Below are 14335 nucleotides of genomic sequence, written 5' to 3'. Positions count from 1 at the left end.
AAGTGGCCTCGTACCGGTCTCCCGGTACCGCGACGGGATGGTGCCGTGTCGGCGCAGCACCACCCCGGCCGCACCGGGCGCGGGCCGTCACACGACGGCGCGCGCCCGTTCGACGATCGCCCCCAGGTCCAGGGTGTGCGGCAGCGTCCCGAGCGCCGTCCCCCAGTCCCGGCCCAGCCGCGACCCGCAGAACGCGTCCGCGACGCCCGGCGGCGCCCACCGCACCAGCAGCGAACCCTGGAGCACCAGCGCCATCCGCTCGACGAGCCGCCGCGCCCGCGCCTCGATGCCGTCCAGGTCGGACAGTTCGGCCAGCACGTCCTTGATCGCCGCGTCCAGCCGGTGGTCCGCGCCGCGCGCCTCGCCGACCTCCTTCAGGAACGCGTTCAGCGCCTGCGGCTCCCTCTGCAGCGCGCGCAGCACGTCCAGCGCCTGGACGTTGCCGGAGCCCTCCCAGATCGAGTTGAGCGGCGACTCGCGCAGCAGCCGCGGCATGCCCGACTCCTCCACGTACCCGTTGCCGCCCAGGCACTCCAGCGCCTCCGCCACCACCGGCGTACACCGCTTCGTCACCCAGTACTTGGCCGTCGGCACCGCGAGGCGCAGGAAGGCCCGCTCCTCCTCCGAGCCGTGCGACTCCACCGCGTCGTACGCCGCCGCCAGCCGCATCGCCAGCGTCGTCGCCGCCTCCGACTCCAGCGCCAGATCGGCCAGGACGTTGCGCATCAGCGGCTTGTCGATCAGCAGCCCGCCGAACGCGCTGCGGTACGCGGTGTGGTGCACGGCCTGTGCCACCGCCTGCCGCATCAGCGCCGCCGAGCCCAGCGCGCAGTCCAGCCGGGTGGCCGCCACCATCTCGATGATGGTGCGCACCCCGCGCCCCTCCTCGCCGACCCGGCGCGCCCACGTCCCGTCGAACTCGACCTCGCTGGAGGCGTTGGACCGGTTGCCGAGCTTGTCCTTCAGGCGCTGGATCCGGAACACGTTGCGTGTGCCGTCCTCCAGCACGCGCGGCACCAGGAAGCAGGTGAGCCCGCCCGGCGCCTGCGCCAGCACCAGGAAGCCGTCCGACATCGGCGCCGAGCAGAACCACTTGTGCCCGGTCAGCACGTACTCCCCGGCCGCGTCCAGCGGCTTGGCGGCCGTCGTGTTCGCCCGGACGTCGCTGCCGCCCTGCTTCTCGGTCATGCCCATCCCGAAGAGCACACCGGTCTTCTCGGCGGCCGGCCGCAGGTCCTCGCCGTCGTACACCCGCGCCGTCAGCTTCGGCTCCCACTCGGCGGCCAGCTCCGGGTCCACGCGCAGCGCCGGCACCGCCGCGTGCGTCATCGACACCGGGCAGCCGTGCCCCGCCTCGGCCTGCGTCCACACCAGGAACCCGGCCGCGCGCCGTACGTGCCCGCCCGGCGTGCTCCAGGCGGCGGTCAGCCCCGAGGTGACCGCGTGGCCGAGCAGCCGGTGCCAGGCCGGGTGGAAGTCGACCTCGTCGATCCGGTTGCCGTAGCGGTCGTGGGTGCGCAGTTTCGGCGGGTTCTCGTTGGCGAGGGCGCCCCAGCTCTGCGCCTGCGCCGAGCCCGCGCTGGTGCCGAGCGCGGACAGCTCCTGGCGCGCCTCGTCGAGGAGTTCGGGCGGAAGATGACGTTCCACGGCCTCGGTCAGTACCCGGTCGGAGGTGAAGACGTCGTACCCGACCAGGGGCGGAGGCTGGTTGGTCACTGTGTGGGTGGTGGCTGCCATGCGGATACGGTAAGGAGGTGCAGGCAGCAAAGGAAACACCCGAGTCGGCCACGGGGACCGGCGCGTCCGCGGGGGCCTCCGCGGGCCGACTCCACCGGGCGCGGGCCCTCTACCGCAACGTGTCGAAGCGGAAGATGGTCTGGCTCCTCCTCAAGGACACCGTCAACTCGTGCATCGAGTACCGGATCCTCGGCCTCGCCGCCGAGGCGGCCTTCTTCACCCTGCTGTCGCTGCCGCCGCTGATGCTGGGCCTGCTCGGGCTCCTCGGGTACATCGACGACTGGACGAACACCACCACGGTCGCGTCCATCGAGAAGAACATCCTCGGCGCCGTCGGCACGGTCCTGTCGGACCGGGGCGTCAACGAGATCGCCAGACCGCTGCTGGAGGACGTCACCAAGGGCGGCCGGCCCGACGTGATCTCCATCGGCTTCGCCATCGCGCTCTGGTCGGGGTCGCGGGCGGTGAACGTCTTCATCGACACCATCACCGTGATGTACGGCCTCGACGGCCACCGCGGCATCGTCGCCACCCGGCTGCTGGCCTTCCTCCTCTACATCATCGCGCTGATCATCGGCGCGGTCGTCCTGCCGCTCGCGGTGGTCGGCCCCGACCGGGTGGTCGAGCTGGTCCCCTGGGGCACGGAGGTCGTGGCGATCCTGTACTGGCCGGTCGTCATCGTGCTGTCCATCGCCTTCCTCACGACGCTGTACCACGTGTCCGTGCCGGTGCGCTCGCCGTGGATCGAGGACGTGCCGGGCGCCCTGGTCGCCCTCGGCATGTGGGTGCTCGGCAGCTTCCTGCTGCGGATCTACCTCACCAGCACGGTCGAGGGGCCGACGATCTACGGCTCGCTGGCGGCGCCCATCGCGGTGCTGCTGTGGATCGGCATCTCCGCCTTCGCCGTCCTGGTCGGCGCGGCCGTCAACGCGGCGATCGACCGCGTCTGGCCCTCGGTCGCCACGGCCGCCGCCCGCGCCGAGAACGAACGGGCCCGCGCCGCGGAGGCCGCGGCCCTGGTGGCCCGCGCCAAGGCGGCGGTGGAGGAACTGGACGACGACGACCCCGACATGCCGTCGGAGTTCCCCGAGCGCTGGTCGCGCTTCCTGCCGCCGGACGACGTGAAGAGCCGGCTGCAGTGGGAGAAGCCCGAGAAGGACAAGCCCGCGAAACCCGCCAAGGAGAAGCCGGCCAAGGACAGGCCGGCGAAGCGGCCCGACGACGGGGGCGGCACCGCGCCCGGGCGTTCGACGTAAGACTTTCGTCATCGGATCGCGGGCCTCATCAGGCCGATTTCGCCGTTGAATGGGGACGGAAAACGACTGTGCGAGGAGGCGGTGACGATGGCCGGCGTACGACGCCTGGTGACGCGACCTGTGGTGATCGGTGCTCTGGTGCTGCTGGTGGCGGTGGGGGGCTTCGGGCTGTACTGGTTCCAGCCGTGGAAGCTCTGGGCGGACGAGACGGTCCAGGAGGCCGCCCCGGAGGTGACGGCGCCCGCCCCCGTCGCGCCCGCCTCACCCGGGGCGCCTTCCGCGGAACCCTCCGCCGCGCCCGGCCCGCGGACGCTCGCCACCGGCACGCTGATCAGCCATGAGCACGCCACCACCGGCACCGTGCGGGTGCTGCGGCTCGCCGACGGCTCGCACGTCCTGCGCCTGGAGGACCTCGACACCAGCAACGGCCCCGACCTGCGGGTCTGGCTCACCGACGCCCCGGTGCTGCCCGGCAAGGACGGCTGGCACGTCTTCGACGACGGCGCCCACGTCAGCCTCGGCAAGCTCAAGGGCAACAAGGGCGACCAGAACTACCGCCTGCCCGCCGGTACGGACCTGAAGGCGTACACCAGCGTCACGATCTGGTGCGACCGCTTCGACGTGTCGTTCGGCGCGGCCACCCTCCAGCGGGCCTGACAAATCACCCCAAATGGCGCACAAGGCGTATAAGAGGACATGTATTGATAAGGTAAAGGCCTCTTCGCCTGTCGTGCGCCACCCGGAGGTGCGGTCATGGCTACGCGTCGCACACCCCTGCCCGGCGTCGGTACACAGTACGACTTCACCACCGAGGAGGGCCGGCACCTCTCCGTCGTCGTCCACAACGACGGCCGTCGCTTCCTCGGCTTCTACCGCGACGACGACCCCGACACCTGCGAAGCCTCCGTGCCCCTCACCCCCGAAGACGCCACGGCCTTCGCCCAGTTGATCGACCCCGCCCCGGTCGACGGCATCCGCACGGACGGCCTCGACCTGGTCACCGAGCACATCCCCGTCACCAGCCGCTCCCCGTACGGGGGGCGGCTGCTCGGCGACACCCGGGCCCGTACGCGCACCGGCGCCTCCGTCGTCGCCGTCCTGCGCCGCACCAGCGCCCACCCCTCACCCGGCCCCGACTTCCGCCTCGCCATCGGGGACACCCTGGTCGTCGTCGGCACCCGCGAGGGCGTGGACGCGCTCGCCGCGATCATCGGCGGGGAGTGACCGGACCCATGCACGACACCACCGCGCTCCTCATCGAGTTCGGAGCGGTCATCCTCAGCCTCGGACTCATCGGCCGGTTCGCCGAACGCCTGGGACTCTCCCCGATCCCCCTCTACCTCCTCGCCGGGCTGGCCTTCGGCGAGGGCGGCATCCTGCCCCTCGACGCGAGCGGGGAGTTCGTCGCGGTCGGCGCCGAGATCGGCGTCATCCTGCTGCTGCTCCTGCTCGGCCTCGAGTACAGCGCGTCCGAACTCGTCACCAGCCTCAGGACGCAGTACCCCTCGGGCCTCGTCGACTTCGTCCTCAACGCCCTTCCCGGCGCCGCCGCCGCGCTCCTCCTCGGCTGGGGCCCGATCGCCGCCTTCGCCCTCGCCGGAGTCACCTGGATCTCCTCCTCCGGCGTGATTGCCAAGGTCCTCACCGACCTCGGCCGCCTCGGCAACCGCGAGACCCCCGCGGTCCTCGGCATCCTCGTCATCGAGGACCTGTCCATGGCGGTCTACCTGCCGCTCCTCACCGTTCTGCTCGCCGGCGTGAGCTTCGCCGGCGGCAGCCTCACGCTGCTCATCGCGCTCGGCACGGTCGGCATCGTCGTGTACGTCGCCCTGCGCCACGGCCGCCACATCAGCCGCGCCGTCTCCTCCGACAACCCCGAGATGCTCCTCCTCGTCGTCCTCGGCCTGACCGTCCTCGTCGCCGGCCTCGCCCAGCGGCTCCAGGTGTCCGCCGCCGTGGGCGCCTTCCTCGTCGGCATCGCCCTGTCCGGCGAGGTCGCCGAGGGCGCCCGCAGGATCCTCACCCCGCTGCGCGACCTCTTCGCCGCCGTCTTCTTCCTCTTCTTCGGCCTGTCGATGGCGCCCGGCGAGATCCCCCCGGTCCTGCTGCCCGCCCTGCTGCTCGCCCTGACCACCGCGTGCACCAAGATCTTCACCGGCTGGTACGCCGCCCGCCGCGCCGGCGTCGGCCCCCGCGGCCGCCTCCGCGCGGGCGGCGCGCTCGTCGCCCGCGGCGAGTTCTCCGTCGTCATCGCCGGCCTCGCCGTCGGCACCGAGCCGAGGATCGGCCCACTGGCCGCGGCGTACGTCCTGATCCTGGTGCTCATCGGCCCGTTCACCGCCCGCTGGACCCAGCCCGTCCTCCACGGCCTGCGCGACCTGGCCGCCACTTCCGCACGCCGCCGCCAGGGCCCACCGGATCAGCCCTCCGGCCGCAGCTCCAGGACCACCACGGTGGTGTCCAGGGCGACGGAGGCCGTGGGCGCGTGGGTGGGGCGTCGGCCCTTCACCTCCCGCGCCTGAGCCGGCGCGGTCGCCGTGCGTTAGGCTCATCGGGTGACTCTTCTCGTGATGCGCCGCCACGTGGACTACGTGCGTGTCACGACCATGAGCTGTCTGCGCCAGGACTGACTTCTCGCTTCCCCCCTTCTTCACCCCTCACGGTCCTGCGAGCGGACGCGCGCCTTCCGGCACACCCCGGCCGACGGCTTTTCCGTGCGTCAGATCCCGCCACCTTCCGGGAGCAGGGCCTTGTCGTACGAGAAACGGAACACCACCATGCCGTCCATGCCTGCTGCCACCGTCGGCTCGCTGCCCGTCATCGACCTGTCCGCGGCGGACGATCCCGAGACCCGGGAGGCGTTTCACCGCGATCTGCACGCCGCCGCGCGCGACGTCGGCTTCTTCCACCTCACCGGTCACGGTGTCACCCCCGGGCAGACCGCCCGCGTCCTGGAGCTGACCAGGACGTTCTTCGCCCTGCCGGAAGCCGACCGACTGAGCCTCAGCAACCTGAGGTCGCCGCACTTCCGGGGCTACACCCGCGTGGGCCACGAGCTGACCGGCGGCCGCTCCGACTGGCGCGACCAGCTGGACGTCGGCGCCGAGCGGCCGGCCCTCGTCCTGGGGCCGGACGACCCGGCGTACCTGTGGCTCGAAGGCCCCAACCAGTGGCCCGACGCCCTGCCCGAGCTGCGCCCGGCCGTACTCGCCTGGCAGGAGGACCTCGCGCTGGTCGCCCACCGGCTGCTGCGTGAGCTGCTCACCGCGCTCGGGGCGCCCGCCGACTTCTTCGACGCGGCCTTCGCCGAGCGCCCGCACCTCCACACCAAGCTGATCCGCTACCCCGGCTCGGCGCCCACCGGCTCCGGCCAGGGGGTGGGCGCCCACAAGGACTACGGATTCCTCACGCTGCTCCTCCAGGACGAGGTCGGGGGCCTCCAGGTCAAGCTCGGCGACGGCTACCTCGACGTGCCTCCGCTCCCCGGGGCCTTCGTCGTGAACCTGGGCGAGCTCCTGGAGATAGCCACCGAGGGCTACCTGTCGGCCACGGACCACCGGGTGGTGAGTCCTCCGGGCGCGGTCGAGCGCTACTCGGTGCCGTTCTTCTACAACCCGCGGCTCGACGCGGTGATCGACACCGTGCCCGGCACGTACCTGGAGCACGCCCCCGGCATCGCCCAGGACCGAGCCAACCCCCTCCATGCCGAGTACGGCCGCAACGAGCTGAAGGGCTGGGTGCGCGCCCACCCCGAGGTCGCTCGCCGCCACCACCCCCACCTGATCGCGGCCGGCACCTGACCTCGTGTCACGCCCCGTTCACCGCCACGAGGACGCAGCTCGGCCCGTACTGCCACACGGGCCCCGCCGCGTCGAAGCCCGCCTTGTGCAGCAGCTCCACGTGGCGCTGGAGGGTCAGGCCGTTGTCGCCGCCCGCGCCCGGGCCGCGGCGGGCGCGCTCGGCGAGCGGCGCCGACAGCTCGGGCGCCGAGGCCACGGCCGCCCACCAGCCGCTCCAGTCCTCGTGGGCGTGCGTCCCGTGGCGCTCGGCGTGGCGGCGGCCGACGACCGCGGCGAGGTCGGCGACCGCCGGGTCCTCCTGGAACAGGTGGTCGCCGTTGACCAGGACGCCGCCCGGCCGCAGCGACTCCCGTACCTGCTCGTACACCGACAGGAGCGCCGGCTCCGGCAGGTAGTGCAGGGCCGTCGCGGAGACCACCGCGTCCAGCGGCCGCCCCAGGTCCAGGGACGCCAGCCAGCCCGGCGCGCCGATCGTCGCGTCGGCGAACCGCACCAGCGCCCCGTGGTGGGCCCGGCCCAGCGCGAGGAGCAGCGGATCGGTGTCCACGCCGATCACCTCGGCGTGCGGCAGCCGCTCGGCGAGCCGGGCGGCCAGCGAGCCGGGACCGCACCCCAGGTCGGCGACCAGCGGGTGGGCACCGGACGCCGTCGCCGTCTCCACGACGTCGGCGATCACCGTGAACCGGGCCTCGCGGTCGCACGCGTACCGCTGCTGTTGCAGCTCCCACCGGCGGATCCACTCGCCGGCCCGCTCGGCCGTCAGCCGCCGTGACGTCAGCCGTCGTGACATCGTCTCCTCGAGCTCCCTTGCTCCGTGTGACCGCGGGGCCGACCACGCCCCGCGGCTCACCGTGTGTCCGCGGGCGCGGCGCTACCGCGGTCCGCCGGGGCGGTCGTCGTCCAGCCCCTCCAGGACCCCGAGGAGGCGGTCGATCTCCTCGGGCGTGTTGTAGACGTGCACGCTCACCCGTACCGAGCTGTCGGTCTCACCAGCGCGGGCCTGGCACAGCCCGTCGGCGCGCACCAGCAGGCCGTGCGCGGCCAGGATGAAACCGAGGTCGTTGGCGCTCACGGCCCGGTGCCGGAACGTCACCAGGCCCTGCCGGCGCTGCACCGTCGACGCGGCCGTCAGGCTGAGCGGGCAGCCCAGCACCTCGTACGCCTCGAGCCGGCTCAGCCCGTCCGTGAGCCGTACGCCCAGGCCGACCGTCCACTCCTCTATGCGGGCCAGGCCCGCCGCGTCCAGCCAGTCGAGCGCCGTGCGCAGGCTGAGGATGCCGGTCGTGTTGGGCGTGCCCTGCCAGCCGCCCGGCCGGAACTCCCCGCCGCGCAGCCCCCGCGCCCACACCACGCCCGTCCCGGGCAGCGCCATCGCCTTGTGCCCGGAGAACACCACGAAGTCCACGTCCAGGGCGCCGACGTCCACCGGCAGGTGCCCGACGCTCTGCGCCGCGTCCAGGCAGATCGGCACCTCGGGCCCGACGACCCGCCGGACCCGGTCGACGTTCATGTCGGCGCCGTACACGTGGTGGACGTGCGTGACGGCGACGAACCGGGTCCGCTCGCCGACCAGCCCGGCCAGCGCCTCCAGGTCGTAGTCGCGGGACTCCTGCTGGTACGGCATGGGGTGGACGGTGATCCGCACCCCGCGCGCGGCCAGCAGCTCCCGCGCCTCCAGCCAGGGCAGGTGGTTGGCCTCGTGGTCGGCGAACGGCACCACGATCTCGTCGCCGTCGCGCAGTTCGGCCGTGAGCCAGTCCCGGGCGACGGTCCGCAGCCCCTCGGTGGTGCCGCTGGTGAACCACACCGTCGACCGGTCGGGCTCCGGGTCGCCGAGGAACGCCTTCACGCGCTCCCGGGTCTCCTCGATGAGGGCGCTGGTGCGGTTGGCCCAGGTGTACGTGCCGCGCCCGGCGTTGGCGTTGCAGCCGGTCAGATACGTCTGGACGGCGTCCAGGACCACCTTGGGCTTCTGCGCGGTGGCCGCGCTGTCGAGGTACGCCAGGCCGGGGTGCCCGGTGACGATGGGGAACTGTTCGCGCAGCGGCCGCTGCCACTCGCGCAGCCCGGCGGACGGGCCGGGCGGCGGGGGAGCGGCGGGCGTGACACGGCTGCCGGTGCCGGTGGTCCGCATGTCAGTCCCTCACCATCGGGGCCCCGGCGTCCCGCCAGGCGATGATCCCGCCCGCCAGGCTGCGTACGTTCCGGTGGCCCATCCGGGTCAGCAGCGCCGCGTACGTCACGGACTGCTCGCCGACCGGGCACACCAGCAGTACGGGCTGGGAGCGGCCGAACGGCATGCCGCCGTGCAGGAGTTCCGCGAACAGCTCGTCGACGATGTTGACGGAGCCCTCGATGTGCAGGGCCGCGAACGCGAACGCCCCGCGCAGGTCCACGACCACCGGCCGCTCGGTCGCGATCCAGGCACGGGCCTCCTCGACCCCGATGACGTGCACGGCCCGCACCTCCTCGGGGGTGAGCGTGGCCGCCGAGTTGGGGCGGGGCGGCCGGCGCAGCAGCTCGGGGCGGCGCTGCCGTACGTAGCTCATGTAGCTCTCGACGCGGTCGCAGACGATGAACACCGCCGTGCGCTTCTCGCCCGCCCCGCGGTCCTTCAACAGCGCCTCCTGCTCGCGCAGATGGCGTACGGCGCCGAAGTAGGCGGCGCCGCCGGTCGGCCCGGCGAGGATGCCGCAGCGGCGCACCAGCGTGAGCATGCCGTCGATGGCCTCGTCGGCGGTGACGGACTCCAGCGTGTCGTAGGTGGCGGGGTCGAACAGGCCCACTTCGTGGACCTCGTCGATGTTCCGGATGCCGGGGATGAAGTCCGCCTTGTGCGCGACGAGCCCGACGACCCGCGTGCCGGGGTCGTGGGCGCGCAGGGCGCGGGCCGTCCCGGTGGAGGAGCCGGCGGTGCCGACGGCGGCGACGAACCAGTCCGGGGACGAACCGCCCAGGTCCTTGATGATCTCCGGCCCGGTCCCTGAGGCGTGCGCCTCGGCGTTGGCCGGGTTGTAGTACTGGTCGGTGTGGAGGTACTGGCCGTCGTCCGCGGAGAGCATGCGGTGGATGCGGGTCAGCGGGTCCTCGGTCGCGGTCGGGTCCAGGCACTCGGCCTGTCCGGGCAGCTCCTCGATCTCGGCGCCCAGCAACAGCAGCAGGTCCTTGATCTCGGGGACCTTCATCCGGTTGGTGACGCTCTTGAAGGGCAGCCCGTGCATCCCGGCGATGACGGCCAGGGCCTTGGCGGTGTTGCCGCTGGACAGCTCGACGACGGTACGGCCGTGCCGGCGTGCCTCCTCCAGGTGCGGGCGGGCCATGCGCCAGGCGGCCCGGTCCTTGACGGACCCGAAGGGGTTGAGCATCTCCAGCTTGGCGTACAGGTCGATGTGTTCCAGCCCGTGCACGCGCGGGTCGATGCGGACGAGGGGGGTGTCGCCGATGGCGTCGGTGATGTGCTCGTACCTCATAGGGCATCCCCCGCGGTGAGGTGGGGCCAGTACTGGTCGTCGAGGCACCAGCTCCAGCCGCCGTCGCCGTCCCCGTGGACGGCGACCTTCCGGGCGACGGGCTGGTGCAGGGCGTGGTCGGCGGTGAAGTCCATGAAGTAACCGGCGGTGTTGGCGAAGGCGAGCAGGTCGCCGGGGCGCGGCTCGCGCGGCAGGAACACGGTGCGACGGCTGATCAGATCGGCCTCCAGACAGAGGTTGCCCAGCAGATAGACCCCGACGGGGGTGCCGCCGCTGCCGGGCGGCTCCGGGCGGGCCGGTACGAGGACGGGGTCGATCAGCAGCCCGTGGTCCTCCAGGCCCACGTCACGGGCGTTCGCCGCCAGCCGCACCAGCCGGTCGCCGTCCGCGGTGTGCCGGACCTCGCGCACCTGGACCAGGGTGATGCCGCACTGGTCGAGGAGCGCGCGGCCGGGCTCGACGTGCAGGTCGTACAGGTTCTCCAGGAGCAGCGTGGCCAGCGGCCGGCCCAGCGAGGGCGCGGTCTGCGCGAGCAGTTCGTCGAGGTAGCGGGCGCCGGCGACCGGGCGGTGCCCGGGGTAGACGGCGAGCGCGCCGCGCACGGTGCCGCTGTCGGCGCGCAGCCCGTAGCCGTGGCCCTGCCAGGTGAGGGGCGGCCGCTTGCCGAGCAGGGCCCGGGTCAGCTCGGTGGTGTAGCGCTCCCACTGGGCGCCGTCCGCGAGGTAGTCCACGCCGAAGCCGCCGCCGATGTCGACGGCCAGGGGCCGCAGGCCGCGCCGCCGGCACTCGTCGAGGACCGTGAGGCAGCCCTCCAGGGCGACGGCCTTCTCGGCGATGCCCATGGTGTCGAGGTGGTACGACAGGCCGGTCAGCTCGATGCCGTCGGCGTGCTTCTCGACCAGGTCGAGGAGGGCGGCGGCCTCGGAGACGGGCGTGCCGAAGCGGCTGCGGCGGGTGAGGATCCGCGTGCCGGGCGCCGTGAACTGCGACAGGCGCGGCATGACGCGGACGCGGGGCAGCCGGAACCGCTCGACGAGCGCGGCGAGCGCGGTCAGTTCGGCGGGCGAGTCGACGCAGACGGTGACGCCCGTGCGCGCGGCGAGCCACAGGAAGTCCGGGTCCTTGGGCCCGGTCGCCACGATCCGGTCCGGGGTGAAGCCGCCGCTCAGGGCGTGCTGGAGTTCGCCGAGCGAGGCGACGTCGATGCCGGTGGGGCCGTCGTCGGCGGCGAGCCGGCGCACCAGGGCGCTCGAACGGTTCGCCTTGTGCGCGTAGTGGATCCGTCCGGCGAGCCGGTGGCGCGCGTAGACGTCCTGGAAGCGGCGGACGTTGTCGGCCAGCTGGTCCGGGAGCAGCACGTTCAGGGGGGAGCCCAGGGCGGTCACGAGTGGGTGGAGGAACCCGGGTGAGTCCAGCAGCGCCGCAGGCCGGGACTCCAGGCGTGGGGCGAGATACAGCGGTTCGCTCATGCGGGTGTGGTCCTGGTCCTCTCGAAGGGACTGACTGGGCCGAGTGTGCGGAGGCGGCGGACGGAGGACGAGCATGCCACCAAATGACAATGGTTGTCATAAGCAATGTGAGGGGATGTCACTGGGTCCCCGCAACCGGAAGGTGTGAGTCCGCAGGTGCGATGAGGTGCGCCGTTGACGCGCCCCGGCGCGGCCGCCCGGCTCACGCGCCCGGGCCGGGCCACCGACTGATGCGTTGGGCGTATGAAGTAATGGACGGCGCGCCGTCGAACGCTGCATCAAGTTACGGCGATGTGGGGGTCGTTCGGATACGTCAGTTGCCGTACGCGTGCCGGTCCCGGAAATTCGGTGGCGCGGGTTTCACGCGCCCCGCTACGGTGGGCCGCGACCGAGAAGGACCGCCGAAGGTCCGGCCGATGGACCTCTTGAGGACCACGAACAGGGAGGTGAGGACATGGTGACTGTCCCCGCGACGGGCGCTGCCCGGATCCAGAAGACCATCATGCTCACTCCCGTGGTCACCGGCTGACCGCCGTTACCTTCCGCGCGCCGGGACCACCCTTTTGAAGGGTCCTCCCTTGTCCCATCCCACTCCGTACGCCTCCTCTTCCTCCGCCCCGCACGCCCTCGCCCCCTACGGCTGGGACAGCGGGTGGGAGGACGAGTTCGCCCCGTACGCCGCGCAGGGGCTCGTCCCCGGCCGTGTCGTACGGGTCGACCGCGGGCAGTGCGACGTCGTCACCCCCGAGGGGGTGGTCCGCGCCGACACCGCGTTCGTCACCCCGCACGACCCGCTGCGGGTCGTCTGCACCGGCGACTGGGCCGCCGTCGACCCCGAAGGCGGCAACCCCCGTTACGTACGGGCCTATCTGCCGCGCCGCACCGCCTTCGTACGGTCCACCTCGTCCAAGCGGTCCGACGGGCAGATCCTCGCCGCCAACGTCGACCACGCGATCATCGCGGTCTCCCTCGCCGCCGAACTGGACCTCGGCCGGATCGAGCGGTTCCTCGCGCTCGCCTGGGAGTCCGGCGCCCAGCCGCTGGTCGTCCTCACCAAGGCCGACCTCGTGCCCGACCCGGCCGGCGTCGCGTACCTCGTCCACGACGTCGAGACCACCGCGCCCGGCGTGCAGGTGCTGCCCGTCAGCTCCGCCACCGGCGAGGGCGTCGACGTGCTCGCCGCCCTCGTCGCCGACGGCACCAGCGTGCTCCTCGGCGTCTCCGGCACCGGCAAGTCCACCCTCGCCAACGCGCTGCTCGGCGCCGACGCCCAGACCGTCCAGGCCGTCCGGGACGTCGACGGCAAGGGCCGGCACACCACCACGACCCGCAACCTGCTCGTCCTGCCCGGCGGCGGCGTCCTCATCGACACGCCCGGCCTGCGGGGCGTCGGGCTGTGGGACGCCGGGACCGGTGTCGGCCAGGTCTTCGCGGAGATCGAGGAGCTGGCCGCCGAGTGCCGCTTCCACGACTGCGCCCACCAGGCCGAGCCGGGCTGCGCCGTGCTCGTCGCCGTCGAGGAGGGCACGCTGCCCGAGCGGCGCCTCGACAGCTACCGCAAGCTGCTGCGCGAGAACCAGTACATCGTGGCCAAGACCGACGCTCGGGTGCGGGCGGAGCTCCGCCGCGACTGGAAGCGCAAGGGCGCGGAGGGCAGGGCGGCCCTGGCCGCCAAACGAGGCGGCCTGCCCCAGCACTGACCCCCGGACCCGCCCGGGCCCCGGCCCTTGCGGCCGTTCCGTCGTTGTGGGCAGTCGTTCCGCATGGGGGTCCCCCCTGGACGTAGTCCTTGGGGGAGGAACGGGTGGGCACAACGACGGAACGGCCCCCCGGCCTGAGGGTCCGCCCCTTGCGCGTCACGACGGTGGGTGGGTCCGGTGGCGGCCCGGGGGTCACGTGCTCAGATTGGCTCGCCCGGGGCCAAGAGAGCGAAGCGTCCCAGCACCGCCAATCCTGCGCGCGCGACCCCCGGTCCACCCCCGTCCCGTGCGTGGGCGACTCACCGCCGGTGGGGGGTGGGGTGGGTGGGAACGCCCGTGCGTGGGCGGCTCACCCCCGGCGGGGGCGTCCGTGCGCGGCTCACGCCCGGTGGGGGTGGGGGTTACGAACCCACCACCACGCCCAGCCACGCGCCTGCCACCAGGAGGCAGGCGAAGAGTTCGACCAGCACGCTCGTGCCGATCGCGCGCATCACCGACCGCGTCGAGGCCACCGCGCGCCGGTGGCCCCCCAGGCGGCGCCGCTCGGAGACGTAGATCCCGCCCACATAGCCCGGCACCGCCCCCACCACCGGCAGCAGGATGAAGCCCAGGACCGCGCCCACGCCCGCGTACACCACCATCTGCCGCGTCACCCCCACCCCCCGCAGTCGCCGCGCCGGCAGCTGCCACACCACGACCTGCGTCAGCAGCATCAATGCCGTCGCGCCCACCAGCAGCCACCACGCCGCCGCGGACTGCACGTGCAGCGACCACCACAGCACCGCCGCCCACACCAGCCACGGCCCCGGGATACCCGGCACCAGCACGCCGAACAGGCCGAGCAGCAGCACCATGGCGACCAGGAGCAGCTGCCACACACCCACACGACCAGCCTGCCGGACG

Annotated in this window: 12 protein-coding genes; 6 read left to right on the top strand and 6 right to left on the bottom strand. The window is 73.0% G+C overall.

Annotated features, from left to right (window positions below; translation table 11 throughout):
- Positions 1 to 87: 87 nt before the first annotated feature.
- A complete protein-coding gene (locus ABEB09_RS05945) occupies positions 88 to 1737 on the bottom strand; it encodes an acyl-CoA dehydrogenase family protein (RefSeq protein WP_345687804.1) in 1650 nt (549 codons plus the stop codon).
- A gap of 17 nt (positions 1738 to 1754) precedes the next feature.
- Here ABEB09_RS05945 and ABEB09_RS05940 point away from each other — a divergent pair, with 17 nt between their 5' ends.
- The 5 genes from ABEB09_RS05940 to ABEB09_RS05920 all read left to right on the top strand — a co-directional run bounded on the left by ABEB09_RS05940 (position 1755) and on the right by ABEB09_RS05920 (position 6793).
- Entirely contained in the window at positions 1755 to 2993 is a 1239-nt protein-coding gene (locus ABEB09_RS05940; protein WP_380842235.1) for a YihY/virulence factor BrkB family protein, read from the top strand.
- 87 nt (positions 2994 to 3080) lie between these two features.
- Entirely contained in the window at positions 3081 to 3650 is a 570-nt protein-coding gene (locus ABEB09_RS05935) for a DM13 domain-containing protein (protein ID WP_345687803.1), read from the top strand.
- Positions 3651 to 3746: 96 nt separating this feature from the next.
- A complete protein-coding gene (locus ABEB09_RS05930; protein ID WP_345687801.1) occupies positions 3747 to 4217 on the top strand; it encodes a cation:proton antiporter regulatory subunit in 471 nt (156 codons plus the stop codon).
- Between the two features lie 8 nt (positions 4218 to 4225).
- Entirely contained in the window at positions 4226 to 5515 is a 1290-nt protein-coding gene (locus ABEB09_RS05925; RefSeq protein ID WP_345687799.1) for a cation:proton antiporter, read from the top strand.
- A gap of 264 nt (positions 5516 to 5779) precedes the next feature.
- Positions 5780 to 6793, top strand: a complete 1014-nt coding sequence (locus ABEB09_RS05920; RefSeq protein WP_345687797.1) for an isopenicillin N synthase family dioxygenase — start codon at positions 5780 to 5782, stop codon at positions 6791 to 6793.
- Between the two features lie 7 nt (positions 6794 to 6800).
- On the opposite strand, the gene ABEB09_RS05915 is transcribed toward ABEB09_RS05920, so the two are convergent.
- The 4 genes from ABEB09_RS05915 to ABEB09_RS05900 all read right to left on the bottom strand — a co-directional run bounded on the left by ABEB09_RS05915 (position 6801) and on the right by ABEB09_RS05900 (position 11732).
- A complete protein-coding gene (locus ABEB09_RS05915) occupies positions 6801 to 7583 on the bottom strand; it encodes a class I SAM-dependent methyltransferase (protein WP_345687796.1) in 783 nt (260 codons plus the stop codon).
- A gap of 81 nt (positions 7584 to 7664) precedes the next feature.
- A complete protein-coding gene (locus ABEB09_RS05910; RefSeq protein WP_345687794.1) occupies positions 7665 to 8927 on the bottom strand; it encodes an aminotransferase class V-fold PLP-dependent enzyme in 1263 nt (420 codons plus the stop codon).
- A gap of 1 nt (position 8928) precedes the next feature.
- Positions 8929 to 10263, bottom strand: coding sequence for a pyridoxal-phosphate dependent enzyme (locus ABEB09_RS05905; RefSeq protein WP_345687792.1), 1335 nt, complete (start codon positions 10261 to 10263; stop codon positions 8929 to 8931).
- The gene (locus ABEB09_RS05900; RefSeq protein WP_345687790.1) at positions 10260 to 11732 is read right to left on the bottom strand and encodes a Y4yA family PLP-dependent enzyme; all 1473 of its coding nucleotides are present in this window, start codon (positions 11730 to 11732) and stop codon (positions 10260 to 10262) included. The genes ABEB09_RS05905 and ABEB09_RS05900 overlap by 4 nt, the downstream gene beginning before the upstream one ends.
- A 578-nt stretch (positions 11733 to 12310) precedes the next feature.
- Here ABEB09_RS05900 and rsgA point away from each other — a divergent pair.
- Positions 12311 to 13432 carry a ribosome small subunit-dependent GTPase A gene (rsgA, locus tag ABEB09_RS05895; RefSeq protein WP_345687788.1) on the top strand — a complete coding sequence of 374 codons (1122 nt, stop codon included), beginning with the start codon at positions 12311 to 12313 and terminating at the stop codon, positions 13430 to 13432.
- Between the two features lie 401 nt (positions 13433 to 13833).
- Here the strand turns inward: rsgA and ABEB09_RS05890 are convergent, their stop codons facing one another.
- On the bottom strand, positions 13834 to 14316 hold the full coding sequence (locus ABEB09_RS05890; RefSeq protein WP_345687787.1) for a DUF456 domain-containing protein: 483 nt from the start codon (positions 14314 to 14316) through the stop codon (positions 13834 to 13836).
- Positions 14317 to 14335 lie beyond the last annotated feature (19 nt).

It is taken from the genome of Streptomyces coeruleoprunus (assembly GCF_039542925.1).
GTDB lineage: Bacteria > Actinomycetota > Actinomycetes > Streptomycetales > Streptomycetaceae > Streptomyces > Streptomyces coeruleoprunus.
The sequence above is the reverse complement of the archived record's forward strand: the minus strand, read 5'-3'. Positions and strand labels throughout refer to the sequence as shown.